The organism is Phreatobacter sp. GW821-FHT04C01 (assembly GCF_059420385.1).
This window is the reverse complement of record NZ_JBWKTP010000003.1, coordinates 236,710-262,427: the sequence shown is the minus strand read 5'-3', so window position 1 is coordinate 262,427 and position 25,718 is coordinate 236,710. Positions and strand designations below refer to the sequence as shown.

Here is a 25,718-nt window from a genome sequence, read left to right as displayed (position 1 = left end):
GCAGTATACAGTGTTCAGGAACATGAAGTGCTCGCGGCAACGCCTCGGCGAACCGAAGAAGCATGACCAGGAAATGACAGGGAGACGGTGATGGCGGGCCTGACGGCACCCCTTGTTCGCGCTGGCTCGCAGCCCGGCCGCAGGCCTTGCCGCGCACCGGCCCTGGCATGCCGGTCGGCCGCGCGGTGACGGCCATGGAGGTCGCGTCGATCGACGGCCAGCGCGCGCGGTTTCTCGCCACGGGCAAGAATGCCGACCTGCCTGTTGTCGACGCCCATCATCATTTCTTCGATCTCGCGGCGAACGACCATCCCTGGCTCAAGGGCGCGCGGCTCGCGTCGTTCCGCTATGGCGACTATTCCGCGATCTGCCGCGACTTCATGCCTGCCGATTACCAGCGGGCGGCGGCCTCGCATCTGATCGTCAAGACCGTGCTGATGGAAGGCGAGTGGAACCCGGCCGATCCGGTGGGCGAGGCACGCTGGGCCTCGGGGCTCGCGGCCGGCGCCGGCCGGCCGAATGCCATCGCCGCGCAGATCTGGCTCGACCGCGACGATGTCGGCGCGGTGCTTGGCGCCTATGCCGGGCTGCCGCTGGTGCGCAGCGTGCGCCACAAGCCGAAGGCGACGACACGGGCGGATCATCACGACGGCTTCGCGGCGCCGGGATCGATGCGCTGCCCGCGCTGGCGCGACGGTTATGCCCGGCTCGCCGCAGCAGGCCTGCATTTCGAGCTGCAGGCCCCCTGGTGGCATTTCGCCGAGGCCGCCGAACTCGCCCGCGACTTTCCCGCGACCCTGATCATCGTCAACCATGCCGGCCTGCCGGCCGATCGCAGCGCCGAGGGCCTGAAAGCCTGGCGCGCGGCGCTCGATCTCCTGGCGCGCCAGCCGAACGTGGTGATGAAGGTTTCCGGCATCGGCGTGCCCGGCGAAGCCTGGACCCTGGCGCTGCAGACGCCGGTCATTGCCGGCACGCTGGCGGCTTTCGGCGCCGACCGCCTGGCCTTTGCCAGCAATTATCCGGTCGACAGCCTCTGCGCGTCGTTCACGACCATTTTCGACGTGTTCAAGGCGGCGACCGCCGATCAGGCGCCGGCGACCCGCCTGGCGCTTTTCCACGACAACGCAACGAACTGGTACCGGCTCTGACGGCGCCACCCACGGGGAGGAGGACACCATGGCATTTCACAGGCTCTTCAAGCTGGCCGGAGCGGCGCTGGCGCTCGGCCTGAGTGTCGGCCTCGCCGTGCCGGCGGCGGCCCAGCAGATCCGCGCCCGGCTCGGCACCAGCCTGCCCGACGCCCATCCGCAGACGCTCGGCGCGCGCAAATTCGCCGAGCTGGTCGCCGCCAGGACCGGCGGCCGCATCGCCGTCTCGGTCTATTCCAACGGCGCGCTCGGTTCCGACGTCCAGATGACCTCGGCGCTGCAGGGCGGCTCGCTCGAATTCACCGTGCCCTCGACCGCCACCATCGCCAATATCGTGCGCGATTTCGGCGTGGTCGGCCTGCCCTTCTCATTCACCAGCGAACGCGAGGCGGATGCGGTGTTCGACGGGCCGTTCGGCCAGGCGCTGCTCGCCAAGCTGCCGGAAAAGAACCTGATCGGCCTGGCCTTCTGGGAAAACGGCTTTCGCAACGTGACCAATAGCCGGCGGCCGATCCGCACGGTGGAGGACCTGCAGGGCATCAAGATCCGCACCATGCAGAACAATCTCTATATCGACATGTTCAACGGCATGGGCTCGAACGCCGTGCCGCTGGCGGTCACCGAACTGTTCAGCGCGCTGGAAACCCGCGCCGTCGACGGCCAGGAAAACCCGTTCACCGTGGTCTTCGCCCAGAAATTCTACGACGTGCAGCGCTATCTCTCGACCACCGGCCATGCCTATGACGCGCTGGTCCTGCTCGCCGGCAAGACCTTCTGGGACAAGCTGAGCGAGGCCGACCGGCAGGCGGTGCAGGAGGCGGCCCGCGAGGCGACCCTCTACGAGCGCCAGCAGAGCCGGACGCTGAACGGCGAATTGCGCGCCCAGCTGATCGCGGCCGGCATGCAGGTCAACGACCTCAGCCCCGAGGAGCGCGCCCGCATGCGCGAGCGCCTGAAGCCCGTCATCGACAAATATTCCGCCCTGCTCGGCCAGCCGCTGGTGACCGCCTTCTTCGAGGCGATCGCCAAGGCCCGGGCCGCCGGCCAGTAAAGCGCGAGCACCGCCGGCGGGGCCCCGCTCCGCCGGCCGACCAGGGAGGGACCCGCCATGGATATCCAGAGGCTGCTCATACGCAGCGTCGAGAACCTGCTGATCTTCGGCTTCGTCGTCATGATCGTCATGGTCTTCGGCAATGTCGTGCTGCGCTACGGCTTCAATTCCGGCATCACCGTTTCGGAAGAAGCCTCGCGGATGATCTTCGTCTGGCTGACCTTCGGCGGCGCCTTCCTGGTCGCCCGCGAAGGCGGTCATCTCGGCATGAATTCGGTGGTCGCCATGTTCGGCACGCGCGGCCGCTGGTGGTGCCGGCTCGCCGCCGAGGTGCTGTCTCTGTTCTGCATGGCGCTTGTCGTCATCGGCTGCTGGAAGCAGACGCTGATCAATCTCGACAACATCGCCCCGGTCACCGGCCTGCCGCTGGCGGTGACCTATGCGGCGGGCCTTGTCTGCGGCATCGGCATCGGCGCCTTGAACATCCTCACCATCGGCCGCCTGCTGAGGGGCGAGATCGCCGAGAACCAGCTGATGATCGGCGCTGAATCGGAAGAACTCGCCGCCTTCGAGGCGAGCCAGGCGGAGAAGAACCGCAAATGACCGTCGTCGTCTTCCTGTTCTCGCTGCTCGGCGCCATGGCGCTGGGCATGCCGATCGCCATCGCGCTGCTGGTCTGCGGCGCGGCGCTGATGGTCCATCTCGACACATTCGACGCGCAGATCCTGGCGCAGAACCTGGTCAACGGCGCCGACAGCTTCCCGCTGATGGCGGTGCCCTTCTTCATGCTGGCCGGCGAGCTGATGAATGCCGGCGGCCTGTCGCGCCGCATCATTCAGGTCGCCCTCAGCCTGATCGGCCATGTCCGCGGCGGCCTCGGCTATGTCGCCGTGCTCGCCGCGGTGGTCATGGCCAGCATTTCCGGCTCGGCGGTGGCCGATACCGCGGCACTCGCCGCCATCCTGATCCCGATGATGCGTCAGGCCGGCTACCGGCTCGACCGCTGCTGCGGCCTGATCGCCGCCGGCGGCATCATCGCCCCGGTCATTCCGCCCTCCATCGGCTTCGTCGTGTTCGGCGTCGCCGCCGGCCTGTCGATCACCCGGCTGTTCCTCGCCGGCATCGTGCCCGGAATCCTCATGGGCGTAGCCCTGATCATCACCTGGTACATCGTCGCGCGCGACGAACCGGTGGCGCGGGCGAAACGCGCCAGCCTGAAGGAGGTCGCCAAGGCGGTGATCGACGGGGTCTGGGCGCTCGGCCTGCCCGTGGTGATCATCGGCGGCATGAAGATCGGCGCCTTCACGCCGACCGAAGCCGCCGTGGTCGCCGCCGTCTATGCCCTGTTCGTCGGCATGTTCATCTATCGCGAGATCAAATGGGAGGACCTGCGTCCGGCCTTCCTGTCGGCGATCCTGACCTCGAGCTCGGTGATGTTCCTGGTCGCGGCGGCGCTGGTCTCGGCCTGGCTCATCACCATTGCCGACATTCCCGGCGAGGTCGCCAACCTGCTCGGGCCGCTGATCCAGAACAAGACGCTGGTGCTGATCGCCATGATGCTGCTGGTGGTGGTGGTCGGCACGGCGCTCGACTTCATCCCGACCGTGCTGATCCTGACGCCGGTGCTGATGCCGATCGTCAAGCAGGCCGGCATCGACCCGATCTATTTCGGCGTCCTGTTCATCATCAACAACGCCATCGGCCTGCTGACCCCGCCGGTCGGCACCGTGCTCAACGTCGTCTGCGCGGTCGGCGGCGTGTCGATGGACCGGGTGGTGAAGGGCGTCATGCCGTTCCTGATCGCCCAGCTCATCGTGCTCGCCTTGCTGGTCGCCATCCCGGAACTGGTCACCGTTCCCGCCAAATTCTTCTACGGGCGCTGACGGCGCACGCCGCCATCGCCACCACGCAATCCAACCCAACGACCGGAGGACAGCATGATGATCACCCGCCGCACGGCGCTCGCCGGCACCGGTGTCGCCCTCTTCGCCATCGGCCGGCCGGCCCGCGCGCAGGCGACGCGCCTGCGTTTCGGCCATCCGCACCCGGAAGTGGATTCCTGGCACAAGGCGGCACTGGTCTTCGCCGAGCGGGTCAAGGCGAAGAGCCAGGGCGCGCTGGAGGTGCAGGTCTTCGCCAATGGCGCGCTCGGCTCCGATCCCGCCATGATCAGCTCGGTGCGCGGCGGCACGCTCGACCTCTGCCTGACCGGCAATCCCTTCTTCACCGGGCTGGCGCAGAAGCTGAACGTGCTCGACCTGCCCTTCCTGTTCGACACGCGCAAACATGTCGCAGCGGTGCTCGACGGCCCGATCGGCGACGGACTCCGGCGCGAGCTCGAAGGCTCCAACCTGAAGGCGCTGGCGACCTGGGAGGTCGGCTGGCGCAACCTGACCAACAGCCGGCGGCCGGTGCAGACGGCCGCCGATATCCGGGGCCTGAAGATCCGCACCACGCCGAACCCGGCCCATATCCGCGCCTTCCAGCTGCTCGGCGCGGTACCGACGCCGATGGCCTTCACCGAATTGTTCTCGGCGCTCGAAACCGGCGCGGTCGACGGCCAGGAAAACCCGGTGACGCTCATCCTCAACGCCAAGTTCAACGAGGTGCAAAAGCATATCTCGCTGACCCGCCACGCCTTCACCAGCGGTCCGTTGGTGATGAACAAGACCAAGTTCGAGGCGATGGCGCCGGCGACCCGTGCCATGCTGGTCGAAACCGCGGCCGAATGCGCGGTGATCCAGCGCGAGATGAACGAAGGCAGCGAAGCCACCAGTCTCGCCGAACTCAAGAAAGAGGGCATGCAGGCGGTGGAGACGCCCGACCGCGCCTCGTTCTCGGCGGTGGTCGCGGCGGAAGTGCGCAAGGAGTTCGTGACCAAGTTCGGCAGCGAGCTGATCGACGCCATCGTGAAGGTGGCCTGATGCGCATCATCGATCTCAGCATGCCCATCGAGCAGCATTTCCGTTGGCCGACGGAGCTGCTGGTGAAAGGCGATATCGGCGCGGGCGACCAGTTCCGCGTCAGCCGCTTGCATACGACCTGCCACGGCTTCTCGCATGTCGATGCCCAGGCCCATGTCATCGCCGACAGCCCGACTATCGAGGCGACGCCGCTGGAGCGGGTGGTCGGCCCCTGCCGGGTGCTCGACCTGCGCGACGTCAGGCCGGGCGAGGCGATCGACGACATCAGGCTCGCCGCGGCCGATCCGGGCGGACCGGAGGGCGAGATCCTGCTCCTGTCGACCGGCTGGGACCGCCAGCGCGACTACAAGACACGGGATTTCTGGCTCGACGCCCCCTATCTGACCCGGGCGGCCGCCGAATGGCTCGCCGCGCGCAAGCCGACGGCGCTCGCCTTCGACTTCCCGCAGGATTACCCGATCCGGCTCCTGCTCGATAACAAGCACGTGCCGTTCAGCGAGCATGTCACCCACGATGTCTGCCTCAGGGCCGGCATCACGCTGATCGAATATCTGGTCAATACCGCGGCGCTTCCGGGCCCGCGCACCTTCCTCTGCGCCGCGCCGCTGAAGATTCCGGATGCCGATGGTTCGCCGGCTCGCATCTATGCAATCGACGGGCTGACCGTTAATGACTGAGCATCGCGCCGGGGGGTATCGCCACGCGATTCGCCGCGGCGCCATTCCCGGCCGGCCCATGACTTGCCGGCCCATGACTTGCCGGCCCAAGACCTGCCGGCCCAAGACCTGCCGTGCCCTGGAGAACGAGGCATCGTGAGCGAGCAAGCGGACCAGGGGCCGGGCGACGGCAGTTTCGCGGATGTGCCGCGCATTACGCGCCGGACGCTGCATGACGAGGTGCTCAATCACCTGCGCGACATGATCATCGAAGGGCGGCTGGCCCCCGGCGCGCGGATCAACGAGGGCCTCGTCGGCGCCATGCTCGGCGTCTCGCGCACGCCGTTGCGCGAGGCGATCAAGACCCTGGCGAGCGAGGGACTGGTCGAGATCGTGCCGGCCAAGGGCGCGGTGGTCCGCCGCCTGACCGAACAGGATCTCATCGCGATCCTCGAAGTGCTGAAGGAGATCGAGCAACTGGGCGGGCGGCTTGCCTGCGCGCGCGCCGACGACACGACGATCGCCGCCATCGCCGACCTGCATGACCAGATGATGGTGCTCTACCGGGCCCGCAACCGGCTGGACTATTTCAAGCTGAACCAGGCCATCCACGCGGCCATCGCCCGGGCCTCGGGCAATCCGGTTCTGGCCGAAACCCATGCCATGCTGCAGTCGCGCATCAAGCGGATGCGCTTCATCGGCAATGGCGAGCCGCCGAAATGGGCCGGAGCGGTGGCCGAGCACGAGGCGATGATCGTCGCCTTGAAGGCGCGCGACGGCGAGGCGCTGGCCCGCATCATCGGGGTGCATCTCGACCAGACGCTGGTCCGCGTGCGCGACGCCATCCAGGCCTGAGCCATGCGGCATGGGAGGCCACGAGCCCGGCCTTCTCGCACCGGCCGGCGTCAGGGGTGCGGCACCAAGGCCACATCACTGCGACGGCTCCTGCGGATTTCGGTCGGCGCGCGCTTGTAGACCTCGGCGAATACCGCGTTGAAGCGGCGCAGGCTGCCGAAACCGGATCGCATCGCGATCTCCGCCATGGCCAGATCCGTCTCGTCGAGCAGCCGCTTGGCCCGCTGCACGCGTGTCGTCCGCGCGACCTGGACCGGGCTCGCGCCCAGGTGCTTCTCGAACAGGCGGCTGAGATGCCGGCTGCCGATGCCGAGCCGCGCGGCGAGCGCGGCGACGCCGTCGTCGTCGAGCGCGCCGCCATCGATCAGCCGCAGCGCACGCTCGACCGTTGTCCGCGAGCCTTTCCAGGCCGGTGAGAAGGGAGCCGCCTCGGGGCGGCAGCGCAGGCACGGGCGAAATCCGGCCGCCTCCGCCGCGGCCGCGGACGGGTAGAACGTGACATTCCCGGACCGGGCCGGGCGCACCGGGCAAACCGGCCGGCAGTAGATCCGCGTCGTCCGCACGCCGGTGAAGAAGCGCCCATCGTAGCGCCCGTCCCGGCCGATACGGGCACGCTCGCACTCCTCGGGATCAAGCATCGATACCTCGAAGACGGTCAGGCGACGGAGTCCGAATCCGGCGAGCCAAGGTGATGTGCCGATGCTATCGCAGGCACCCGTCAGGGCGAAGGATAATGCCATGAGCCAGATCCTCGACAATCCTGTTTGGCATGCCTTGACCGGCCCGAACGCCACCTTCGCCGTCGGCTCGGGCCTTGCCCGTCACTTTCCGCGCGACATGGCGCCGTTTTCCGCGATCGCGGCGGCGACGCCGGCGGCCTATGCGGACCTTGCCGTCGGCCTGCCCATGGATACGGAAGCGCGGCTTTTCCGGCTTTTTGACGAGCCGCCGCCGGAAGGCTGGGTCGCGATCGATGCGTTCCCCATGCTTCAAATGGTGGCCCGGGACATCTCGCCCGGCCGGTCCGGCGAGCTCACCCCTGTTTGCCTGACGGCCGCGGACATCGGCCAGATGATGGAGCTTGCCGCGATCGCGAAGCCCGGCCCCTTTGGCGCCCTGACCCCTCGGTTCGGCACCTATCTCGGGATCCGCGAGGGCAACCGGCTCATCGCCATGGCCGGCGAACGCATGCGCGTCCCCGGCTTCGTCGAGCTCAGCGCCATCTGCACCCATCCGGACGCACGGGGCCGGAGCCTTGCCGCCCATCTGACCGCCCTGTTGATGCAGGCCGCCCGGGATCGCGGCGAGGTGCCCTTCCTCCACGTTCGCCCGGAGAACAAGGCGGCCGTCCTGCTCTATCAACGCCTCGGCTTCGCGGTCCGCCGCACGATCTGGATCCTGTGGCGCAAGCCGATGGCGCAACCGGCATGACGGCGGCGCAGCGCTTTCCCGGCTGGTCGGTCGTCTGGGTCGCCTTCATCGTCGCCGTGTTCGCCTGGGGCATCGGCTTCTACGGCCCATCGGTGTTCCTGCTGACGCTGCATATGACGCGCGGCTGGCCGATCTCGATCATCTCGGCAGCGATCACCACGCACTTCCTGCTGAGTGCGGCGATCGTCGCCTTTCTGCCCGAGCTGCATCGCCGATTCGGCATCGCGCAGGCGACCATGGCCGGCGCCGTGCTGTCGGCGCTGGGCTTATGTGCCTGGGCGAGCGCCGCGGCACCATGGCAGCTCGTTCCGGCAACCCTTCTGTCCGGCGCCGGATGGGCCCTGACCAGCGGAGCGGCCATCAACGCCATGGTTGCCCGCTGGTTCGACCATGATCGGCCGAAGGCGCTCAGCCTCGCCTTCAACGGCGCGAGCATCGGCGGCGTCGTCTTCACGCCGCTCTGGGTCGCGCTCATCACGCATCTGGGCCTGCCGGCCGCGGCCCTGGCCGTCGGGATCACGATGGTCGCGATCGTCTGGCCGCTCGCGGCACGCTTTCTCAAGGCCGGCCCGGCGGATCTCGGCTTGCAGCCGGACGGTCGGAGTGCCGCCGCTGTCGCGCCGGAACAGCACCCCAAGCTGCCACGGGCAGCATTGCTCCGGGACCACCGATTCGCGAGCCTCTCGACCGCCTTCGCCCTGGGCCTGTTCGCGCAGATCGGACTTTTCGCCCATCTGGTCGCACGCCTCGCCCCCGAACTCGGCGCGGGCGGTGCCGCGGCCGCCGTCAGCCTGGCCACGGTCAGCGCCGTTTTCGGCCGCACCTTGCTCGGCTGGTGTATCGGCGAGCGCGATCGGCGGATCGCATCCGCCGCCAATTTCCTGGTTCAGGCCATGGGCACGCTGCTCATCAGCTTCGGCACGGGCCTTGCCCCGCTGATGCTCGGATGCGTGCTTTTTGGTCTCGGTGTCGGCAATCTCATCTCGCTGCCGCCCCTCATCGCGCAGAAGGAGTTTGCGCGCGCCGATGTCGGAACCGTCGTCGCGCTCGTGACGGCGATCAACCAGGCCGTGTTTGCCCTGGCGCCGGTCATGTTCGGCGCATTGAGAGACGCATCCGACAGCTATGCCTTGCCTTTTGCATTGGCTGCCGGCGCCCAGGTCGTCGCGGCGGCGATCGTGCTGATGAGACGGCGCTGAGCCGGCCTTCGCCGAGAACCGGACAGACCGATTGGCGGCGGCGCAATCGGCCATCACGGATTTTCCAGGATATCCTTCAAAGCCACGGCCTGATTATGCACCGTGTCCCGGGCGCCGAACAAAAGCGTGACATGTTCTTTCGCGGCGAGGTCGCGCAGTGGCTCCAGCACGGCCGGCAGCAGTGCCAGCTCCGCCCGGTAGCGTTGCCTGAACATCTCCCAGCGCTCCGGCCTGTGGTCGAACCACTGCCGCAACGCGGTCGAGGGCGCGACGTCGCGCATCCATGTGTCGAGCGCCACCTTGTCCTTGGACAGTCCACGCGGCCAGACCCGGTCGACCAGGATGCGCCGGCCGTCGGACGGCTGAGCGGGATCGTAGACACGGCGTACGGAAATCTGCATCGCGGCGGTCCTTCAAGCCTTCGCGATACTCATCCAACAGCCGGGATGGGCGCGTGGCAACAGGGCTCACCCGTAGATCGGGAAAGCCCGGGTCAGCTCCGCCACCTTGGCCTTGACGGCCGCCTCCGCGCCCGATGCCGTGCCGTCATTGGAGATCGCCACCGCGTCCAGCACCTCGGCGATCAGCCGGCCAATGGTGGCGAATTCCGGCTTGCCGAAGCCACGCGAGGTGGCCGCCGCGCTGCCCAGGCGAATGCCCGAGGTCACCGTCGGCTTTTCCGGGTCGAAGGGGATGCCGTTCTTGTTGCAGGTGATATGGGCGCGGCCGAGCGCCGCCTCGGCGACCTTGCCGTTCAGGCCCTTGGAGCGCAGGTCGACCAGCATGAGGTGGTTGTCGGTGCCGCCGGACACGATGGCGTAGCCGGCCTCCATCAGCGTCTCCGCGAGGACCCGGGCATTGTCGACGACATCGGCGGCGTAACGGCGGAAGGCCGGCGTCAGCGCCTCGCCGAAGGCGACCGCCTTGGCGGCGATGACATGCATCAGCGGGCCGCCCTGGAGCCCCGGGAAGATCGCCGAATTGAGCCTCTTCGCCAGCGCCTCGTCATTGGTCAGGATCAGGCCGCCGCGCGGCCCGCGCAGGGTCTTGTGGGTGGTCGAGGTGACCACATGGGCATGCGGGAAGGGCGAGGGATGGGCGCCGCCGGCGACCAGCCCGGCGAAATGGGCCATGTCGACGAACAGCGTGGCACCGACCGCGTCGGCGACGCGGCGGAAACCGGCGAAATCCCAGAAACGCGAATAGGCCGAGCCGCCGGCGACGATCACCTTGGGCCTGTGCTCATGGGCGAGCCGCTCGACCATCTCCATGTCGACCAGCTGGTCCTCGAGCCTGACGCCATAGCTGACGACATTGAACCATTTGCCGGACATGTTGGGCTTGGCGCCGTGGGTGAGATGGCCACCGGCGGCCAGATCCAACCCCATGAAGGTGTCGCCCGGCTGCATCAGCGCCATGAACACCGCCTGGTTGGCCTGGCTGCCGGAATTCGGCTGAACATTGGCGAAACCGCAGCCGAACAGGTCCTTGGCCCGCGCGATGGCGATCTCCTCGGCGACGTCGACGAACTGGCAGCCGCCGTAATAGCGGCGGCCCGGATAGCCCTCGGCGTATTTGTTGGTCAGCACCGAGCCCTGCGCCTGCAGGACGGCATGGGAGACGATGTTCTCCGAGGCGATCAGCTCGATCTCGTCGCGCTGGCGGCCGAGCTCGTTGGCGATGGCCTCGGCGATGGCGGGATCGGCCTCGGCAATGTCGGCGCTGAAGAAGCTCTTGAGCTCGATCCTGGTCATGGCGGTCCCTTCAGCATTCGGCGAGATTGACGGCGAGACCTCCGAGCGAGGTCTCCTTGTATTTCGACTGCATGTCGCGGCCGGTCTCGCGCATGGTGGCGATGACCTTGTCGAGCGAGACGACATGGGTGCCGTCGCCCTGCAGGGCGAGGGACGCGGCATTGATGGCATTGACCGTGCCGAAGGCGTTGCGCTCGATACAGGGCACCTGGACCAGGCCGCCGATCGGATCGCAGGTCATGCCGAGATGGTGCTCCATGCCGATCTCGGCGGCGTTCTCGATCTGCTCGTTCGTGCCGCCGAGCACCGCCGCCAGGCCGGCCGCGGCCATGGAGCAGGCGACGCCCACCTCGCCCTGGCAGCCGACCTCGGCACCCGAAATCGAGGCGTTCATCTTGAACAGCGCGCCGATCGCCGAAGCGGTCAGGAGGAAGCGCCGGATACCCTCGGCATCGGCGCCCCGGCAATGGTCGCGGTAATAGCGCAGCGCCGCCGGCACGATGCCGGCCGCACCATTGGTCGGCGCGGTGACGACCCGGCTGCCGGCGGCATTCTCCTCGTTGACGGCAATGGCATAGAGACTGAGCCAGTCCATCACCTCGTGCGGCGCGCGCGTATTGGAACCGGCGGCGGCATCGAGCTTGCGTTTCAGCGCCGGCGCCCGGCGGCGGACATGCAGGCCGCCGGGCAATTCGCCCTCGGTGACCATGCCGCGATCGATACAGGCCATCATGACGCTGGCGACCCGGTCGAGATGGGCCTCGACATCCGTCGCCGGACGCCGGCTCAGCTCATTGGCCATGACCATGTCGGCGATCGTCAGGCCGGCGGCGGCGCCCATGGCCAGCAGGTCGCGGCCGGACCGGAAGGGATAGGGAACCGGCCCGCCGGTTTCGACCTGGGGCTCGCCGATCGCCTCCTCGCGCAGGACGAAGCCACCGCCGACCGAGCACCAGCGTTCGCTCGCCAGCACCACGCCCGCGTCGTCCAGTACGGTGAAGGCGAGCGTGTTGGGATGAGACGGCGTGGCGCTGACGCCGTCGAAGACGATGTCGTCGGCGGCATCGAAGCGGATCGCCCGGCGGCCGGCGAAGCGCAGCTCATGCCGGTCGCGAACGCCCGCCGCGATGCCGTCGGCGGCATCGGGATCGATGGTGTCGGGCGCCTCGCCCGCCAGCCCCAGGATGACCGCCTTGTCGGTGCCGTGGCCCTTGCCGGTCCAGGCGAGTGAGCCGAACAGGTCGGCGCGAACGCGTGTGACACGCGGCAGCAGGCCGGCGCCCGCGACGGACGCCGCGAAGGCGGCGGCCGCCTTCATCGGCCCGACCGTGTGCGAGGATGACGGGCCGATGCCGATCTTGAACAACTCGAAGACGCCGATCATCGTGCCGCCCGCTGTCCGGAGAAAAAGCCGTCAGGCGAGTTCGCCGCGCGCCTCGTCCAGCAATTGCCAGACATAGGGTGCGAAGGACCGCCAGACATCGATATGGAACCTATCAGGTGCCGGCCGCGACAGGATGACCGTCGCCTTGCCGATCAGCGTGCGCGTGCACATGCCGACCGGGAAGGTGGCGACCGAGAGGTCGAGCGGGCAGCCATGGTTGAGCACATAGGCGCTTTTCGGACCGGACAAGGCGAAGGCGTCGGAGCGATGGCTGACATCGACCAGCGAATGAGATTCGCCCGATAGCGCCTGGCCGAAGCTTTCGAACAGCACAGCCGGATCCTCGCCCGTCGCCTGCAGCAGCCATTCGTCCGGGCCGAGCCAGAAGGCCGTGCGGCCGCCCTTGGCGTTGAACCGGCAGGCCTCGCGCGGCAGGTCGAGGCCGAAGGCCCGCTCCGCCGCGGCGAGCGCCGCCGGGCGGCCGCGGAACACCAGCTTGGCGGCATCGGGCAGCACGCCGAGCTCGGCCGCCGGAATGGCGCGGGCGCGCGGAGCCAGATGGTCGAGCGCGCCGGCGCGCAGCTTGGATTGGTCAAGCATCGAGCCGTTCTCCCTTGGCGTCGTAGAACACCGGCTCGACCACCTCGACGGTGATCGGCCCGTCCGGCATGGGCACCGACAGACGCTGGCCGATGCGGGCCCGACCGCCACGCACCAGCGCCAGCGCGATGGACCGGTCGAGCGCCGCGCTCCAATAGGACGAGGTGACGTGGCCGATCATGGTCATCGGGATCGGCTGGGCGGGATCGGCGACGATCTGCGCGCCCTCCTCCAGCACGGTCTTCGGATCGACGGTGAGCAGGCCGACCAGCTGCTTGCGGTCGTCCCTGAGCATGGCGGGACGGGCGAGCGAGCGCTTGCCGACAAAATCCTTCTTGGCCTTGCCGATCGCCCAGCCGAGGCCGGCATCGTCGGGCGTCACCGTGCCGTCGGTCTCCTGGCCGACAATGATGAAACCCTTCTCGGCGCGCAGCACATGCATGGTCTCGGTGCCGTAGGGCGTGATGCCGTGGGCTTTGCCCTCGGCGACGATGGCCTCCCAGACGGCACGGCCATGGCCCATGGGCACATTGACCTCGAAGCCGAGCTCGCCGGTGAAGGAGACCCGGAACAGCCGGGTCGGCACGCCGCAGATCCGGCCCTCGCGCACGCTCATATGCGGCATGGCCTCGCGCGAAAGGTCGATGCCCTCGACCAGCGGCTCCAGCACCTTGCGGGCATTCGGCCCCTGCACGGCGATCACAGCCCATTGTTCGGTGGTCGAGGTCAGCCAGACGTCGAGATCGGGCCATTCGGTCTGGAGATAATCCTCCATCATGGCCAGCACGCGGGCCGCCCCGCCGGTCGTGGTGGTGACGTGGAAGCGGTCCGGCGCCATGCGACCGACCACGCCGTCATCCATCACGAAGCCGTCCTCGCGCAGCATCACACCGTAGCGCAGCCGGCCGGGCTCCAGCTTGGTCCAGGCATTGGTGTACATGCGATTCATGAATTCGGCGGCGTCGCGGCCGACGATCTCGATCTTGCCGAGCGTCGAGGCATCAAAAATGCCGACCGCGCGGCGCACCGCCAGGCATTCGCGCGCCACTGCCCGGTGCATGTCCTCGCCGGCCCGCGGGAAATAGTGCGCCCGCTTCCACTGGCTGACATCCTCGAAGGCCGCGCCGGCGGCCTCGGCCCAGCCGTGGATCGCCGTGCGCCGCACCGGATCGAACAATTCGCCGCGCGACTGCCCGGCGAAGATGCCGAACGTGGTCGGGGTATAGGGGGGACGGAAAGTGGTCAGGCCGATCTTCGGCACCGGCAGCTTCAGCGCCTCGGCCACGACGCCGAGCGCGTTCATGTTGGAGGTCTTGCCCTGGTCGGTCGCCATGCCCGTCGTGGTGTAGCGCTTGACGTGCTCGATCGAACGGAAGCCCTCGCGGGTCGCCAGCCTCACATCCTTTTCGGTCACGTCGTTCTGGAAATCGATCCAGGCACGGGTCTTGAGGGGATCGCGGCCATGCGGCGTCGCGCCGATGAAACCATCGCTGCCGACGCTCTCGGCCTCGACCGTGAAGGAGCCGACACCGCCGGCTTCGAAACCCGCGGCCGCGGCCGCTGCGGCGCCACCGGCGAGACCATCGGCCAGCACCTGGCCGAGATCGGTGAGGCCGCGGCAGGCGCCGGCCGATCGCTCGCGTTCGGCTGAAGCCCCCGGAAGGTAGGCTTGCAGCGCCTCGTCATAAACGAGCTTGCCGCGCGACTGCGAGAACAGGTGGACGCTCGGCGTGAACCCGCCGGACATCAGCACGAGGTCGCAGGCAAGGGTCTCGGCCGCGCCGAGCCGGCCGGCGGCGCCGAGCCGGGCCAGGGTCACGGAAGCGACGCGCAGGCGCCCGTTGGTGCCGGTGATCACGGAGGCGGGCCGCACGTCGATGCCGGCGGCCCTGGCACGCTCGACCCAGGGGCCCGCGGGCGCCGGCCTGAGATCGGCAATGGCGGCAATGACGACGCCGGCGGCCTTCAGGTCGAGGGCGGCGCGATAGGCGCTGTCGCAGGCGGTGAACACCACCGCCCGATCGCCCGGCCTGACGCCGTAGCGATTGACGTAGGTGCGGGCGGCTTCCGCCATCATCACACCCGGCCGGTCATTGTCCGGGAAAGCCAAAGGCCGCTCGATGGCGCCGGTCGCCAGCACCACTTCGCTTGCGCGCACCTGCCAGAGCCGCTCGCGCGGCAGTTTCGGGTCGGCGCTCGCGAGATGATCGGTGACGCGCTCGGAGAGGCCGAGGAAATTATGCGGGTACCAGCCGAAGGCGGTGGTGCGCGGCATCAGCGTGACGTTGTCCCGGCCGGCAAGGTCGGCCAGCGTCTCGGTGAGCCAGAGGGCGGCGGCGCGGCCATCAATGGTCGCCGTGGTTTCCGCCAGCAGCGAGCCGCCGAGTTCGGCCTGCTCGTCGCAAAGGATCACCTTGGCACCGGTCCGGGCGGCGGCGAGCGCGGCGGCAAGGCCGGCCGGGCCGGAGCCGACCACCAGCACGTCGCAATGGGCATGGACCTGGGTGTAGCGGTCGGCATCGGGCCTGGTCGGTGCCCGGCCGAGGCCCGCGGCGCGGCGGATGATCGGCTCGTAGAGCTTTTTCCAGGCGGCGCGCGGCCACATGAAGGTCTTGTAGTAGAAGCCGGCCGGCAGGAAGGCCGAGACCAGTTCATTGGCTGCGCCGAGATCGAAGCCGAGCGAGGGCCAGCGGTTCTGGCTTTCGGCGACGAGGCCATCATGAATCTCGACCTGGGTGGCCCGCAGGTTGGGCGTGTAGCGGGTCTCGGCGGCGCCGACGCCGACCAGCGCATTGGGTTCGTCCGAGCCCGCCGTCACGATGCCGCGCGGCCGGTGATATTTGAAGGAACGACCGATGAGGTGAACGCCGTTGGCGATCAGCGCGGAAGCCAGCGTATCGCCGGCGAAACCCTGATAGGTCCGGCCGTCGAAATTGAAATGAACTGGCCGGCTGCGGTCGATGCGACCGCCGGAGGGCAGGCGGAACGGCGCGCTCATCGGCCCGTCTCCTCTTGGGTCGAAGCCGGCTTCGGCCGCGGCGTGCCGGCCGGATAGCTGGTGGCGATCGCGTCGCTCTGGGTGTCGCGCAGCACATTGAAGAAGCGGCCGCAGCCATGGGCATGGCGCCAGCGTTCGGCATGCTCGCCCTTGGGATTGGCGCGCATGTAGAGGAAGGCCGCCCAGGCCTCGTCGTCGAGGCTCATGGGGTCGAGAGGCCGGGCGATATGGGCCTCGCCGCCATAGGCGAATTCGGTCTCGGGGCGCTGGCCGCAATAGGGGCAGGTGATGAGAAGCATGATCGCTCGAACTCCCGCGCTCAGTGGGCGACGGCGGCGGCCGCCGCCTCGTCGATCAGCACCCCGTCGCGGAAGCGCTCGATGGTGAAGGGCGCATTGATCGGATGCGGTTCGTCCCTGGCGATGGTCCAGGCGAAGACATGGCCGGCGCCCGGCGTCGCCTTGAAGCCGCCGGTGCCCCAGCCGCAATTGACATAGAGGCCCGGCACCGGGGTCTTGGCGAGAATCGGCGAGCGATCCGGCGTGACGTCGACGATACCGCCCCAGTTGCGCAGCATGCGCAGCCGGCGAAACATCGGCACGAGCTCGCAAATGGCGTCGAGCGTATGGGTGGTGATGTGCAGCGCGCCGCGCTGCGAATAGGAGGTATAGGCGTCGGTGCCGGCGCCGATCACCATCTCGCCCTTGTCCGACTGCGAGATATAGGCGTGGATGGTGTTGGACATGACCACGCAGGGAAAGGCCGGCTTGACCGGTTCGGAGACCAGGGCCTGCAAGGGATAGCTCTCCAGCGGCAGGCGCACGCCGGCCTGGTCCATGACGACGCTGGTATGGCCGGCGGCGGAGACGCCGATCTTCTTCGTCCGGATGAAGCCGCGGCTGGTCTCGACGCCTTCGACCGCGCCGCTGTGGCCCCGCCGGATACCGGTGACCTCGCAATTCTCGATGATGTCGACGCCGCGCGCATCGGCGGCGCGGGCATAACCCCAGGCGACCGCGTCATGGCGCGCCGTGCCGCCGCGCCGCTGCAAGGCGCCGCCGAGGATCGGATAGCGCATGCCCGGGCCGATATTGAGCGCCGGGCAGAATTCCTTGCATTCGTCCGCCGTCAGCCACTCATTGTCGATGCCGTTCAGCCGGTTGGCATGGACATGGCGCTTGAAGCTCTGCACGTCGTGAATGTTGTGGGCGAGCATCAGGACGCCGCGCGGCGAATACATGACGTTGTAGTTCAGGTCCTGCGACAGGCCTTCCCACAGTTTCAGCGCGTGTTCGTAAAGCGCGGCGCTCTCGTCGAACAGGTAATTGGAGCGGATGATCGTGGTGTTGCGGCCGGTATTGCCGCCGCCGAGCCAGCCGCGCTCGACCACCGCGACATTGGTGATGCCGTGCTCCTTGGCGAGATAATAGGCGCAGGCCAGGCCATGGCCGCCGGCGCCGACGATGACCACGTCATATTCGGCCTTGGGTTCGGGCGAGCGCCATTGCCGCTGCCAGCCGGCATGACCGCCGAGCGCGCGGCGGAACAGGGAAAGGGCCGAATAGTTCTGCATCGGAGCGGCTCCGGTGAGGATGGGCCATGCTGGACCGGCGCGCCGCCTTCCGGCGAGCACAAGACAGCCGTGGCGCTGGGACGGAAGCGACATGCGGACGCGCCCGGGCGGCCCTTTGGTTCAAGCGTCGGCCGGCCTCACGGCTGCGGCATGACCTCGAACAGGCAGTGATCGTGCAGGCCTTCCGCCGCGCAATAGACCTCGCGGGCCTTCAGCCTCTGCTTGCGGCCGGCGCTGGCCGCGACATATTCGAGCGAGCCCTCGAGCCAGGCCGCGAACATGTAGCAGACCTTGCGTCCGCCTTTCCGGTGCGCCGCGTCGACCATGGCCGAATTGTTCAGGCGGACATGAGCGGTGCCGGCCTCGGGGTCGAGATCGAGCACCTCGAACTGGCCCCAGCCGCGCTGGGTGATCCGCTTCATGTAGTGGTGGAACACCTCGACGCCGCCCATGTCGTGATGGGCGGCCTCCTTCTCGCACCAGAAAAAGGCCGAGCGGTGCCCGGCGGGCCGCAGGATCTCCTCGAGCTTGTCGGCGCCCAGCGCCGCCTCGACGGCGTAGTGGTTGTTGAGGAAGAAGTGCTGCGGCACCAGGATCATCGGCAGCGCATCGACCGACCAGCGGCCGGTCGTGTCGTCGACCTCGATGTCGACCTGCGGCTTGCCCATGGCTCAGGCTCCCCAGACGGTCTTGAGCAGGTTGAACCAGTTCTGGCCGATGACCGCCTCGATACGGCCGGTCGACCAGCCGCGCCGCTCCATGGCCGCGGTCAGGTTCGGCCACTCGCCAATGGTGCGCAGGCCTTCCGGGTTGATGACCTCGCCGAAATTGGTCAGGCGGCGGGCATAACCCTTGTCATGGGTGATCCAGTCGAAGAATTCCTGGCCATAGCCCTGGGTGAAATCGGTGCCGATGCCGACATTGCCCTCGCCGCAGATGTCGATGACATATTCGATCGCCTCGACATAGTCGTCGACATTGGCGGCCGGCCCGCGCTTCAGGAAGGGCGGGAACATGGTGACGCCGACGAAACCGCCGTGGTCGACGATGAATTTCAGCTGCTCGTCGCTCTTGTTGCGCGGATGCGCCTTCAGGCCGGCCGGCAGGCAGTGCGAATAGGCGACCGGCTGCTTGGAGGCGAGGATGACGTCGGTGCTGGTCTGGGCGCCGACATGGGAGAGATCGCAGAGAATGCCGAGCCGGTTCATCTCGGCGACCACCTCGCGGCCGAAATCCGACAGGCCGCCGTCTTTCGTTTCGTAACAGCCGGTGCCGACCAGGTTCTGGGTGTTATAGGCCATCTGGATGATGCCGATGCCCAGTTCCTTGAACAGGCCGAGATAGCCGATCTGGTCCTCGATGCCGGTAATGTTCTGCCAGCCGAGGATGATGCCGGTCTTGCCCTCGGCCTTGGCCTTGAGGATGTCGGCGGTGGTGTAGATCTGGCTGATGATGTCGCCGTGCTCGCGAAACCAGGCCTTCCAGCGCATGACGTTGCGCATGGTCTCGGTGAAGCCTTCCCAGACGCAGCAGGTGCAATTGGCCGCGGTCAGGCCGCCGCGGCGCATGTCCTCGAACACCGGCCGGCCGAAATCGGAAATGATCAGGCCGTCGATGACAACGGACGTCTGGTGCAGATCGGAGGACATGGGCTTTTCCCTGATTGCTGGCTCCGGCATCGGCGGTGGCTGCGCGCGCAGCCCGTCCCGTGCGGCCTCGACTTGGTATGGTCGGATTGTTCGGCCGGAGCGGCCAAGGCCGATAGGACGATTGCGCCATGACACTGGGACAGGCGCGTCGCGTGGTGGCAATCTTCTCCGCCCGGGCGCGATCGGAGATGACGCATTCGTTCAAGCCCGAGCGCCCTTGCGTCCTAGCTTGGCGTTTCGCCCGCCGCCTAACGTTCGGGGAGAAAAATAACTTCCGGAGATGAACCATGGCGACGATGACGAAGCGGACCTTCACCGCGCTTGCCGCATCCGGCGTGCTGCAGCTCGCCCGCGGTGCCGACCAGGCTTTTGCCAAGGACAAGGTCAAGATCGCCTTTGTCGGGCCTCTGACCGGCGCCCTGTCGCCGCACGGTATCGGCGGACGCAATTCGGCCGAGCTCGCGGTCAAGCTGATGAACGCCGATCCGGCGAGCAAATATGAATACGAGCTGGTGGTGCTCGACGACGAGTGCAAGCCGAATGTCGGCGTGCAGGTGGTCACCAAGATCGCCTCGGACCGCTCGATCATCGCGGCGATCCCGCATTATTGCTCGGCGACCGCCATTGCCACCGTCGACATCTTCAACCGTTTCAAGCTGCCGATGGTGGTGTGGGCGGCGGTCCTGCCGGAAATCACCTATGCGAAGAAATATCCGGAAGTGCATCGGGTCAGCGGCATCCTGATCGGCCAGAACCGCGTCGGCGCGCAGTTCATGAAGGAGCGCGGCTACAAGAAATTCGTCTCCTTCGTCGACTCCACCGACTACGGCAAGTCGATGAACAAGTATTTCTCCCAGTTCACCCTGGAGAACGGCAACGAGATCCTCGGCACCTTCGCCGTGCCGCCGGACCAGCAGGACCTCTCGGCCGAGCTGACCAAGATCAAGGAACTGAAACCCGAGGTGATCTATTTCGGCGGCCTGACGCCGCTCGGCGCGCGGCTGCGCACGCAAATGGAGAAGCTCGGCATCGTCGCCCAGCTCGAAGGCAATTCCGGCATCATGGGCGATGCCTTCATCGCCGCCGTCGGGCCGGAGCTCGCCGAGGGCACGCTGACCTTCTTCGACAGCCCGCCGATCTCGCGCATGCCGGGCGGCAAGTTCTTCACCGACAATTACGCCGCCGCCGGCTATCGCGATCCGCCCGAGGCCTATGGCCCGTTTGCCTATGTGGCGACCCACCTGGTGCTGGAAACCATCGAGAAGACCGGACCGGACCGCGCCAAGGTGACCGCGGCGCTCGGCGACGTGAAGGACCGTCCGTCCATCGTCGGCCCGATCAATTTCGACGATCACGGGCAGAACATCACGCCGCTGACCACCAAATATGTCGTGCAGGACGGCAAATGGGTGGTCTGGGAAGACAGCGAATATGCCAGCGGCAAGCGCAAACTGAAAAACCTGCCCTGAGTCCTGCGGACATCTGAAGTCAAGGATGCTCCCATGGGCATGATCGGCCAGCACCTGCTCAATGGCCTGATGCAGGGCACAATCTATGGCCTGGTGGCCATGGGGTTCACCATCTTCTTCGGGGTGATGAACGTCATCAAGTTCTCCCATGGCGACGTGCTGACGCTTGGCGCCTTCGGCGGCCTGGTCGCCGCCTGGGCCACCCATGCGCTGGGGCTGCCGGTCGGCATCCAGCTGATCGCGGTCTTCGCGGCGGCCATGCTGCTGTCGGCTGTGGTTGGCGCCGGCATCTCGCATTTCCTGATCATGCCGCTGCGCAACGCGCCGCCGCTCAACATGCTCTTGATGACCATGATGGTCGGAACGCTGCTGCGCGAGGCGATCCGGCTGTTCTTCCCGAATGGCACCAATCCCCAGCGCTTCCCGGAACTCCTGCCGTCGGGCGGCTTCAATCTCGGCAATGTCTTCGTGCGCAATGACGGGCTGATCCTGATGGTCGCCGGCATCGCCTCGATCGCGGTGGTGCACTGGATCATCAACCGGACCCGCTTCGGCCTCGCCATGCGGGCGGTGGCCGAGGATGTCGAGACGGCCCGTACCATGGGCATCAATTACGCGCGGGTCATCCCGCTGACCTTCGCGCTCGGCTCGGTCACCGCCGGTTTCGCCGGCACGATCTACGGGCTCTATTACAGCGAGGTCAATTACGGCATGGGCCTCTTGCTCGCGGTGATCGGCTTCAGCGCGGCGATCGTCGGCGGCCTCGGCAATATCTGGGGCGCCATTATCGGCGGCTATCTGTTCGCGGGCCTGCAGACCTTCGTGGTCGCGGCGATGCCGTCGATGAGCGACTACAAGAACGTCTTCGCCTTCGTCCTGGTCATCGTTCTGATCACCTGGCGGCCGACCGGACTGCTCGCCGAACGGGGGAGCGAGCGGGTATGACCGATCTCAGCCAAGCAAGCCGCGCCGACCAGGTCGCCGGCGACCCGCCGGCGCGCGCCGGAGCAGGCGAATGGCGCCGGCCGGAGCGGCTCGCCGCCCGCTGGCCGCTGGTGGCGGCGGTTGCCTTCGCGGCCACCGCCCTGACCGTCCTGGTGCTGATCGAGAACCAGAAGCTTCTCGGCCTGGCGCTCGCCGCGATCGCCGCCATTTGCCTGGCCGCGGCGCGCTTCGGCGGCATCGCCGCGACGGAAGCCGCCGCTTCCGACCACCCCTGGCTGCTGCGCGGCCTCGTCACGGCCGCGACGCTCGCCGTGCTGTTCGTGCTCAGGGACGACAATTTCGGCCTGCTGATGCTCGCGACCGTGCTGATCTACGCCACCGTCTGCGTCGGCCTGACCATCCAGATGGGTTATGCCGGACTGACCAATTTCGCCGCCGCCGCCTTTGTCGGCACCGGCGGTTATACCGCCGCCATGCTCGGCCAGGCCGGCGGTCTGCCCGATCCGGTCGTGCTCATCGCCGGCGGGCTGGTGGCGGTCGCCATCGGCTCGCTGCTGATCCTGCCGGTGCTGCGCACGCGCGGCCATTACGCGGCGCTGACGACGCTCGCCTTCGGCGTGATGTTCAACGTCTTCCTCGACGCCAACGAACTGCTCGGCGGGCCGCAGGGCCTGAAGATCCCCGGCATCAACCTGTTCGGCTGGGATTTTTCCGAGGATCTGCACATCGCCGGCTTTACCATTTCGTTCTACGCCAATTACGTGCTGCTCACCGGCGCGCTGGCGTCGCTCGCCATGATCGTCGCCGGCCTGATCGACCGGTCCTGGATCGGCATCTGGCTCGACGCCGTCCGGCTCGACGAGACCGCGGCCTCGGTGTTCGGCCTGAAGATCGGCCGCTGGAAGATCCTGGCCTTCACGCTGGGCAATTTCCTGGCCGGCGTGATGGGCGCGGTCTACGCAAAAATGACCGGCTTCATCGCGCCGAGCAATTTCACCTTCGGCGACTCGCTGGTCATGGTCTCGATCGTCATTCTCGGTGGCATCGGCAACCGCTGGGGCGTGCTGCCGGCAGCCCTCATCGTGGTGCTGCTGCCGGAGAAGCTGCAATTCATCCAGGAATACCGGCTGCTGCTCTACGCGCTGCTGGTCATCGTCATCCTGATCGCCCGGCCCGACGGACTGGTGGCGCGGCGGGTGCGCAAGCTTCGCCTGGAGGCGCGGTCATGACGGCAGCTTCCGCACCGGCCAACCCGGCAAGACTGCTCGAATGCCGCGGCCTGTCCGTACGTTTCGGCGGCCTCATGGCGCTGAACGAACTCGACATCGATGTCGGCCGCGGCGAAGTGCTGGGGCTGATCGGCCCCAACGGCTCGGGCAAGACCACCTTCTTCAACGTGGTCAGCGGCGTCTATGCGGCCAGCGCCGGCGCGATCCGCCTCGACGGCGTCGACGTCACCCGCGCCCAGGCACAGTCCCTCTCGGCGCATGGGCTTGCCCGCACCTTCCAGCGCTCCCGGCTCTGCCTGCCTTTGTCGGTGTTCGACAATATCGCGCTCGGCGCCCAGGGACGCCTGAACAGCGGGCTGTGGCACAACCTGTTCCGCCGCAAGGCCTTCGCGACCGAGGCCCGCGCCATGGCGGCCGAGGCGCGCGACCTCTTGCACGTGTTCAGCCCGACGCTCGCCGACAAGCTGTTCGAACCGGCCATTTCGCTCGGCATGATCGACCGCCGCCGGGTCGAGATCTGCCGCGCCCTGATCGGCCGGCCGAAGCTGGTGCTGCTCGACGAGCCCTCCGCCGGCATGACCCATGACGAGACCGACCAGCTGATGGACGAGATCCTCGGCGTGCGCCGCTCGCTCGGCGACCTCACCATCATCATCGTCGAGCACGAAATGGGGCTGATCGAGCGGGTCACCGATCGCTGCGTGGTGCTCAATTACGGCAAGAAGATCTGCGAAGGCCGGTTCCGCGACGTCGCCGCGGATCCGGTCGTGCGCGAAGCCTATCTGGGGCAATCATGACCGGGCGGCTGACGGTTTCCGACATCTACACCGCCTATGACCGGGCCGACGTGCTCTCCGGCCTGTCGATCGAGGTCGCGCCCGGCCGCATCACCTGCATTCTCGGCTCCAACGGCGCCGGCAAGTCGACGCTGATCCGCTCGATCCTGCGCCTGACGCCGCCGCGCTCCGGCTCGATCGCCTTCGACGGGCAGACGCTCGACAGCCTGCAGACCCACGAGATCGTCGGCCTGGGCATTGCCTGCATTCCCGAGGGACGGCGCATCTTCGCCAAGATGACCGTGGAGGAGAACCTCAGGCTCGGCGCCTACCGGGTCGCCTCCGAGAAGGTCATCCGGGCGCGCATGGACAAGGTGTTCGAGACCTTTCCCCGGCTCGGCGAACGCGCCAGGCAATTGGCCGGCACCATGTCGGGCGGCGAACAGGCCATGGTCTCGATAGGCCGCGGCCTGATGACCGAGCCGAAACTGCTGGTCGTCGACGAACCCTCGCTCGGCCTGTCGCCCTTGTTCGTGCAGGAGAATTTCAACGTCATCCGGCGGATCAACGAGACCGGCGTGACGGTTCTGCTGGTCGAGCAGAACGTCAACCAGACGCTGGCGATCGCCCATTACGGTTATGTGCTGTCGCAGGGGCGCATCGTCGTGCACGGCACGCCCGAGGTGCTGATGGCCGATGCCGAGGTGCAGCGCGCCTATTTCGGCGGTGCCCATTGACCTGCCCCGACCTCGCGAAGCTCCCGGCCGAGGTCGAATAATTGGCCCGATCCTTGCTGTTGTTTCCCGGACTGATAGGCTCGCCCGAGCGCGGCCATTCCGGAGGACGCATGGCAGAGTTCGGTCACCATCGCGGCCTTCCCACCGGCAAGGCGCCCCGGCGCCAATTGTCGGTCGGCTTCGTGCTCTTGCCCAATTTCACCCTGATCGCCTTTTCGGCGATCATGGACCTGTTGCGGCTGGCCGCCGACGAGGGGGACCGGAGCCGGCCGGAGCGCTGCTCCTGGAGCGTGCTGGCGCCGGATCTCAGCCCGATCACCGCCAGCTGCGGCTTGCAGGTCCTGCCCTGGGAGACCTTCGACCGCCCCGAGCGCTTCGACTATATCGTGGTCATCGGCGGCCTGGTCGACCGCGGCACGACCTATCATCCCAAGACGCTGGATTTCCTGCGCCAGGCGGCGGCCAGGAATGTTTCGATCGCCGGCGTCTGCACCGGCAGCTTCGCGCTGGCCGAGGCCCAGCTGATGCGTGGCCGCAAATGCTGCGTCAGCTGGTATCACCTGCCCGACCTGATCGACCGCTATGGCGACATGGTGCCGGTGGCCGACCAATTGTTCGTCGAGGACGGCCCGTTCATCACCTGCGCCGGGGGTCTGGCGGCGCTCGATCTCGGCGCCTGGATGGTCGAGCGGCATCTGGGCCCCGGCCGGGCCCAGAAGAGCCTGCACATCATGGTGACCGACAAGGCACGGCCGGCGGCCGGCGCCCAGCCGCAGCCGCCGAGCGCCGGCGCGGTCGACGATACCAGGGTGCGCCGCGCCATGCTGCTGATCGAACAGAACCTCAGCACGCCGCAGAAGGTCGACGACATCGCCCACACCGTCGGCTTGTCGAAGCGCCAGCTCGAGCGGATCTTTCGCAAGGTCGTCGGCAAGAGCATCCAGGAATTCTCGCGCGACCTCAGGGTCTTCTACGGCCTCTGGCTCTTGGCCAATTCCGACAAGACCATCACCATTGTCGCGACCGAAAGCGGCTTTTCGGACATTTCGCATTTCAACCGGCTGTTCCGGGCGACATTCGGCTGCGCGCCATCGGTCATCCGCCGCGAAGGACCCGAGGCGATGAAGGCGCTGATCCAGCGCTGGCAGGCAGCCCAGACCGGCCCGGTCCCGGCCAAGCTCGCCGCGATGGAACAGGCCCGCCCCGAGTGGACCGCCGCGATCGACCCGCCGGCCAGCCTGCGCGGCGCGCCCCTGTCCGACCCCGACATGGCGACGCCGGGCTTCCTGCAACGTGAACGGCGCCCCTATATCTGATCGCCGCAGACCGGGTCCGAG

The 25,718-nt window shown here is 67.6% G+C and carries 25 protein-coding genes; 15 read left to right on the top strand and 10 right to left on the bottom strand.

Features of this window, described 5'->3' with window-relative positions; genetic code table 11:
- Positions 1-167 precede the first annotated feature (167 nt).
- From AC07WJ_RS12965 to AC07WJ_RS12935, 7 genes are all read left to right on the top strand, one after another.
- Positions 168-1,151 (top strand): amidohydrolase family protein, encoded by a 984-nt coding sequence (locus AC07WJ_RS12965; RefSeq protein ID WP_494935008.1) that lies wholly within the window; start codon positions 168-170, stop codon positions 1,149-1,151.
- Positions 1,152-1,179: 28 nt separating this feature from the next.
- Entirely contained in the window at positions 1,180-2,202 is a 1,023-nt protein-coding gene (locus AC07WJ_RS12960) for a TRAP transporter substrate-binding protein (RefSeq protein ID WP_494935007.1), read from the top strand.
- 57 nt (positions 2,203-2,259) lie between these two features.
- Positions 2,260-2,805: a TRAP transporter small permease gene (locus AC07WJ_RS12955; protein WP_494935006.1), complete on the top strand. Its 546-nt coding sequence runs from the start codon at positions 2,260-2,262 to the stop codon at positions 2,803-2,805.
- Positions 2,802-4,085, top strand: coding sequence for a TRAP transporter large permease subunit (locus tag AC07WJ_RS12950; RefSeq protein ID WP_494935005.1), 1,284 nt, complete (start codon positions 2,802-2,804; stop codon positions 4,083-4,085). Before AC07WJ_RS12955 ends, AC07WJ_RS12950 begins: the two co-directional genes overlap by 4 nt.
- A gap of 54 nt (positions 4,086-4,139) precedes the next feature.
- Entirely contained in the window at positions 4,140-5,126 is a 987-nt protein-coding gene (locus AC07WJ_RS12945; RefSeq protein ID WP_494935004.1) for a TRAP transporter substrate-binding protein, read from the top strand.
- Positions 5,126-5,803, top strand: coding sequence for a cyclase family protein (locus AC07WJ_RS12940; RefSeq protein ID WP_494935003.1), 678 nt, complete (start codon positions 5,126-5,128; stop codon positions 5,801-5,803). The genes AC07WJ_RS12945 and AC07WJ_RS12940 overlap by 1 nt, the downstream gene beginning before the upstream one ends.
- Before the next feature lie 135 nt (positions 5,804-5,938).
- Positions 5,939-6,637 (top strand): GntR family transcriptional regulator, encoded by a 699-nt coding sequence (locus AC07WJ_RS12935; RefSeq protein WP_494935002.1) that lies wholly within the window; start codon positions 5,939-5,941, stop codon positions 6,635-6,637.
- Between the two features lie 50 nt (positions 6,638-6,687).
- Here the strand turns inward: AC07WJ_RS12935 and AC07WJ_RS12930 are convergent, their stop codons facing one another.
- Complete coding sequence (locus AC07WJ_RS12930) at positions 6,688-7,275, bottom strand: bifunctional transcriptional activator/DNA repair enzyme AdaA (protein WP_494935584.1); 588 nt, start codon at positions 7,273-7,275, stop codon at positions 6,688-6,690.
- 100 nt (positions 7,276-7,375) lie between these two features.
- Here AC07WJ_RS12930 and AC07WJ_RS12925 point away from each other — a divergent pair, with 100 nt between their 5' ends.
- A complete protein-coding gene (locus AC07WJ_RS12925) occupies positions 7,376-8,068 on the top strand; it encodes a GNAT family N-acetyltransferase (protein ID WP_494935001.1) in 693 nt (230 codons plus the stop codon).
- Complete coding sequence (locus AC07WJ_RS12920) at positions 8,038-9,267, top strand: MFS transporter (protein ID WP_494935000.1); 1,230 nt, start codon at positions 8,038-8,040, stop codon at positions 9,265-9,267. Before AC07WJ_RS12925 ends, AC07WJ_RS12920 begins: the two co-directional genes overlap by 31 nt.
- Positions 9,268-9,320: 53 nt before the next feature.
- On the opposite strand, the gene AC07WJ_RS12915 is transcribed toward AC07WJ_RS12920, so the two are convergent.
- The 9 genes from AC07WJ_RS12915 to AC07WJ_RS12875 all read right to left on the bottom strand — a co-directional run bounded on the left by AC07WJ_RS12915 (position 9,321) and on the right by AC07WJ_RS12875 (position 19,225).
- The gene (locus AC07WJ_RS12915) at positions 9,321-9,668 is read right to left on the bottom strand and encodes a DUF488 domain-containing protein (RefSeq protein WP_494934999.1); all 348 of its coding nucleotides are present in this window, start codon (positions 9,666-9,668) and stop codon (positions 9,321-9,323) included.
- Between the two features lie 66 nt (positions 9,669-9,734).
- Positions 9,735-11,021 (bottom strand): serine hydroxymethyltransferase, encoded by a 1,287-nt coding sequence (gene glyA, locus AC07WJ_RS12910; protein ID WP_494934998.1) that lies wholly within the window; start codon positions 11,019-11,021, stop codon positions 9,735-9,737.
- Between the two features lie 10 nt (positions 11,022-11,031).
- Positions 11,032-12,405 carry an L-serine ammonia-lyase gene (locus AC07WJ_RS12905; protein ID WP_494934997.1) on the bottom strand — a complete coding sequence of 458 codons (1,374 nt, stop codon included), beginning with the start codon at positions 12,403-12,405 and terminating at the stop codon, positions 11,032-11,034.
- 30 nt (positions 12,406-12,435) lie between these two features.
- Entirely contained in the window at positions 12,436-13,005 is a 570-nt protein-coding gene (locus AC07WJ_RS12900; protein ID WP_494934996.1) for a sarcosine oxidase subunit gamma, read from the bottom strand.
- Entirely contained in the window at positions 12,998-16,003 is a 3,006-nt protein-coding gene (locus AC07WJ_RS12895; RefSeq protein WP_494934995.1) for a sarcosine oxidase subunit alpha, read from the bottom strand. Before AC07WJ_RS12895 ends, AC07WJ_RS12900 begins: the two co-directional genes overlap by 8 nt.
- Positions 16,000-16,302, bottom strand: coding sequence for a sarcosine oxidase subunit delta (locus AC07WJ_RS12890; protein ID WP_494934994.1), 303 nt, complete (start codon positions 16,300-16,302; stop codon positions 16,000-16,002). Before AC07WJ_RS12890 ends, AC07WJ_RS12895 begins: the two co-directional genes overlap by 4 nt.
- A 20-nt stretch (positions 16,303-16,322) precedes the next feature.
- Positions 16,323-17,576, bottom strand: coding sequence for a sarcosine oxidase subunit beta family protein (locus AC07WJ_RS12885; protein WP_494934993.1), 1,254 nt, complete (start codon positions 17,574-17,576; stop codon positions 16,323-16,325).
- Between the two features lie 137 nt (positions 17,577-17,713).
- Positions 17,714-18,244 (bottom strand): DUF5943 domain-containing protein, encoded by a 531-nt coding sequence (locus AC07WJ_RS12880; RefSeq protein ID WP_494934992.1) that lies wholly within the window; start codon positions 18,242-18,244, stop codon positions 17,714-17,716.
- 3 nt (positions 18,245-18,247) lie between these two features.
- Positions 18,248-19,225, bottom strand: coding sequence for a dipeptidase (locus AC07WJ_RS12875; RefSeq protein WP_494934991.1), 978 nt, complete (start codon positions 19,223-19,225; stop codon positions 18,248-18,250).
- Positions 19,226-19,512: 287 nt separating this feature from the next.
- On the opposite strand from AC07WJ_RS12875, the gene AC07WJ_RS12870 reads away from it, so the two are divergent.
- From AC07WJ_RS12870 to AC07WJ_RS12845, 6 genes are all read left to right on the top strand, one after another.
- Positions 19,513-20,694: a branched-chain amino acid ABC transporter substrate-binding protein gene (locus AC07WJ_RS12870; RefSeq protein WP_494934990.1), complete on the top strand. Its 1,182-nt coding sequence runs from the start codon at positions 19,513-19,515 to the stop codon at positions 20,692-20,694.
- Positions 20,695-20,727: 33 nt separating this feature from the next.
- Positions 20,728-21,639 carry a branched-chain amino acid ABC transporter permease gene (locus AC07WJ_RS12865; RefSeq protein WP_494934989.1) on the top strand — a complete coding sequence of 304 codons (912 nt, stop codon included), beginning with the start codon at positions 20,728-20,730 and terminating at the stop codon, positions 21,637-21,639.
- A complete protein-coding gene (locus AC07WJ_RS12860) occupies positions 21,636-22,868 on the top strand; it encodes a branched-chain amino acid ABC transporter permease (RefSeq protein ID WP_494934988.1) in 1,233 nt (410 codons plus the stop codon). Before AC07WJ_RS12865 ends, AC07WJ_RS12860 begins: the two co-directional genes overlap by 4 nt.
- Positions 22,865-23,665, top strand: coding sequence for an ABC transporter ATP-binding protein (locus AC07WJ_RS12855; protein WP_494934987.1), 801 nt, complete (start codon positions 22,865-22,867; stop codon positions 23,663-23,665). The genes AC07WJ_RS12860 and AC07WJ_RS12855 overlap by 4 nt, the downstream gene beginning before the upstream one ends.
- On the top strand, positions 23,662-24,381 hold the full coding sequence (locus tag AC07WJ_RS12850) for an ABC transporter ATP-binding protein (RefSeq protein WP_494934986.1): 720 nt from the start codon (positions 23,662-23,664) through the stop codon (positions 24,379-24,381). Before AC07WJ_RS12855 ends, AC07WJ_RS12850 begins: the two co-directional genes overlap by 4 nt.
- A gap of 110 nt (positions 24,382-24,491) precedes the next feature.
- Entirely contained in the window at positions 24,492-25,697 is a 1,206-nt protein-coding gene (locus AC07WJ_RS12845; RefSeq protein WP_494934985.1) for a GlxA family transcriptional regulator, read from the top strand.
- Positions 25,698-25,718: the final 21 nt, after the last annotated feature.

Excerpts from the sequence above, each read along its gene's own strand:
- AC07WJ_RS12965 (WP_494935008.1), top strand. The coding sequence starts at position 168 with ATGCCGGTCGGCCGCGCGGTGACGGCCATGGAGGTCGCGTCGATCGAC.
- AC07WJ_RS12960 (WP_494935007.1), top strand. The coding sequence starts at position 1,180 with ATGGCATTTCACAGGCTCTTCAAGCTGGCCGGAGCGGCGCTGGCGCTC.
- AC07WJ_RS12955 (WP_494935006.1), top strand. The coding sequence starts at position 2,260 with ATGGATATCCAGAGGCTGCTCATACGCAGCGTCGAGAACCTGCTGATC.
- AC07WJ_RS12950 (WP_494935005.1), top strand. The coding sequence starts at position 2,802 with ATGACCGTCGTCGTCTTCCTGTTCTCGCTGCTCGGCGCCATGGCGCTG.
- AC07WJ_RS12945 (WP_494935004.1), top strand. The coding sequence starts at position 4,140 with ATGATGATCACCCGCCGCACGGCGCTCGCCGGCACCGGTGTCGCCCTC.
- AC07WJ_RS12940 (WP_494935003.1), top strand. The coding sequence starts at position 5,126 with ATGCGCATCATCGATCTCAGCATGCCCATCGAGCAGCATTTCCGTTGG.
- AC07WJ_RS12930 (WP_494935584.1), bottom strand. The coding sequence starts at position 7,275 with ATGCTTGATCCCGAGGAGTGCGAGCGTGCCCGTATCGGCCGGGACGGG.
- AC07WJ_RS12925 (WP_494935001.1), top strand. The coding sequence starts at position 7,376 with ATGAGCCAGATCCTCGACAATCCTGTTTGGCATGCCTTGACCGGCCCG.
- AC07WJ_RS12915 (WP_494934999.1), bottom strand. The coding sequence starts at position 9,668 with ATGCAGATTTCCGTACGCCGTGTCTACGATCCCGCTCAGCCGTCCGAC.
- glyA (WP_494934998.1), bottom strand. The coding sequence starts at position 11,021 with ATGACCAGGATCGAGCTCAAGAGCTTCTTCAGCGCCGACATTGCCGAG.
- AC07WJ_RS12905 (WP_494934997.1), bottom strand. The coding sequence starts at position 12,405 with ATGATCGGCGTCTTCGAGTTGTTCAAGATCGGCATCGGCCCGTCATCC.
- AC07WJ_RS12900 (WP_494934996.1), bottom strand. The coding sequence starts at position 13,005 with ATGCTTGACCAATCCAAGCTGCGCGCCGGCGCGCTCGACCATCTGGCT.
- AC07WJ_RS12895 (WP_494934995.1), bottom strand. The coding sequence starts at position 16,003 with ATGAGCGCGCCGTTCCGCCTGCCCTCCGGCGGTCGCATCGACCGCAGC.
- AC07WJ_RS12890 (WP_494934994.1), bottom strand. The coding sequence starts at position 16,302 with ATGCTTCTCATCACCTGCCCCTATTGCGGCCAGCGCCCCGAGACCGAA.
- AC07WJ_RS12885 (WP_494934993.1), bottom strand. The coding sequence starts at position 17,576 with ATGCAGAACTATTCGGCCCTTTCCCTGTTCCGCCGCGCGCTCGGCGGT.
- AC07WJ_RS12880 (WP_494934992.1), bottom strand. The coding sequence starts at position 18,244 with ATGGGCAAGCCGCAGGTCGACATCGAGGTCGACGACACGACCGGCCGC.
- AC07WJ_RS12875 (WP_494934991.1), bottom strand. The coding sequence starts at position 19,225 with ATGTCCTCCGATCTGCACCAGACGTCCGTTGTCATCGACGGCCTGATC.
- AC07WJ_RS12870 (WP_494934990.1), top strand. The coding sequence starts at position 19,513 with ATGGCGACGATGACGAAGCGGACCTTCACCGCGCTTGCCGCATCCGGC.
- AC07WJ_RS12865 (WP_494934989.1), top strand. The coding sequence starts at position 20,728 with ATGGGCATGATCGGCCAGCACCTGCTCAATGGCCTGATGCAGGGCACA.
- AC07WJ_RS12860 (WP_494934988.1), top strand. The coding sequence starts at position 21,636 with ATGACCGATCTCAGCCAAGCAAGCCGCGCCGACCAGGTCGCCGGCGAC.
- AC07WJ_RS12855 (WP_494934987.1), top strand. The coding sequence starts at position 22,865 with ATGACGGCAGCTTCCGCACCGGCCAACCCGGCAAGACTGCTCGAATGC.
- AC07WJ_RS12850 (WP_494934986.1), top strand. The coding sequence starts at position 23,662 with ATGACCGGGCGGCTGACGGTTTCCGACATCTACACCGCCTATGACCGG.
- AC07WJ_RS12845 (WP_494934985.1), top strand. The coding sequence starts at position 24,492 with ATGGCAGAGTTCGGTCACCATCGCGGCCTTCCCACCGGCAAGGCGCCC.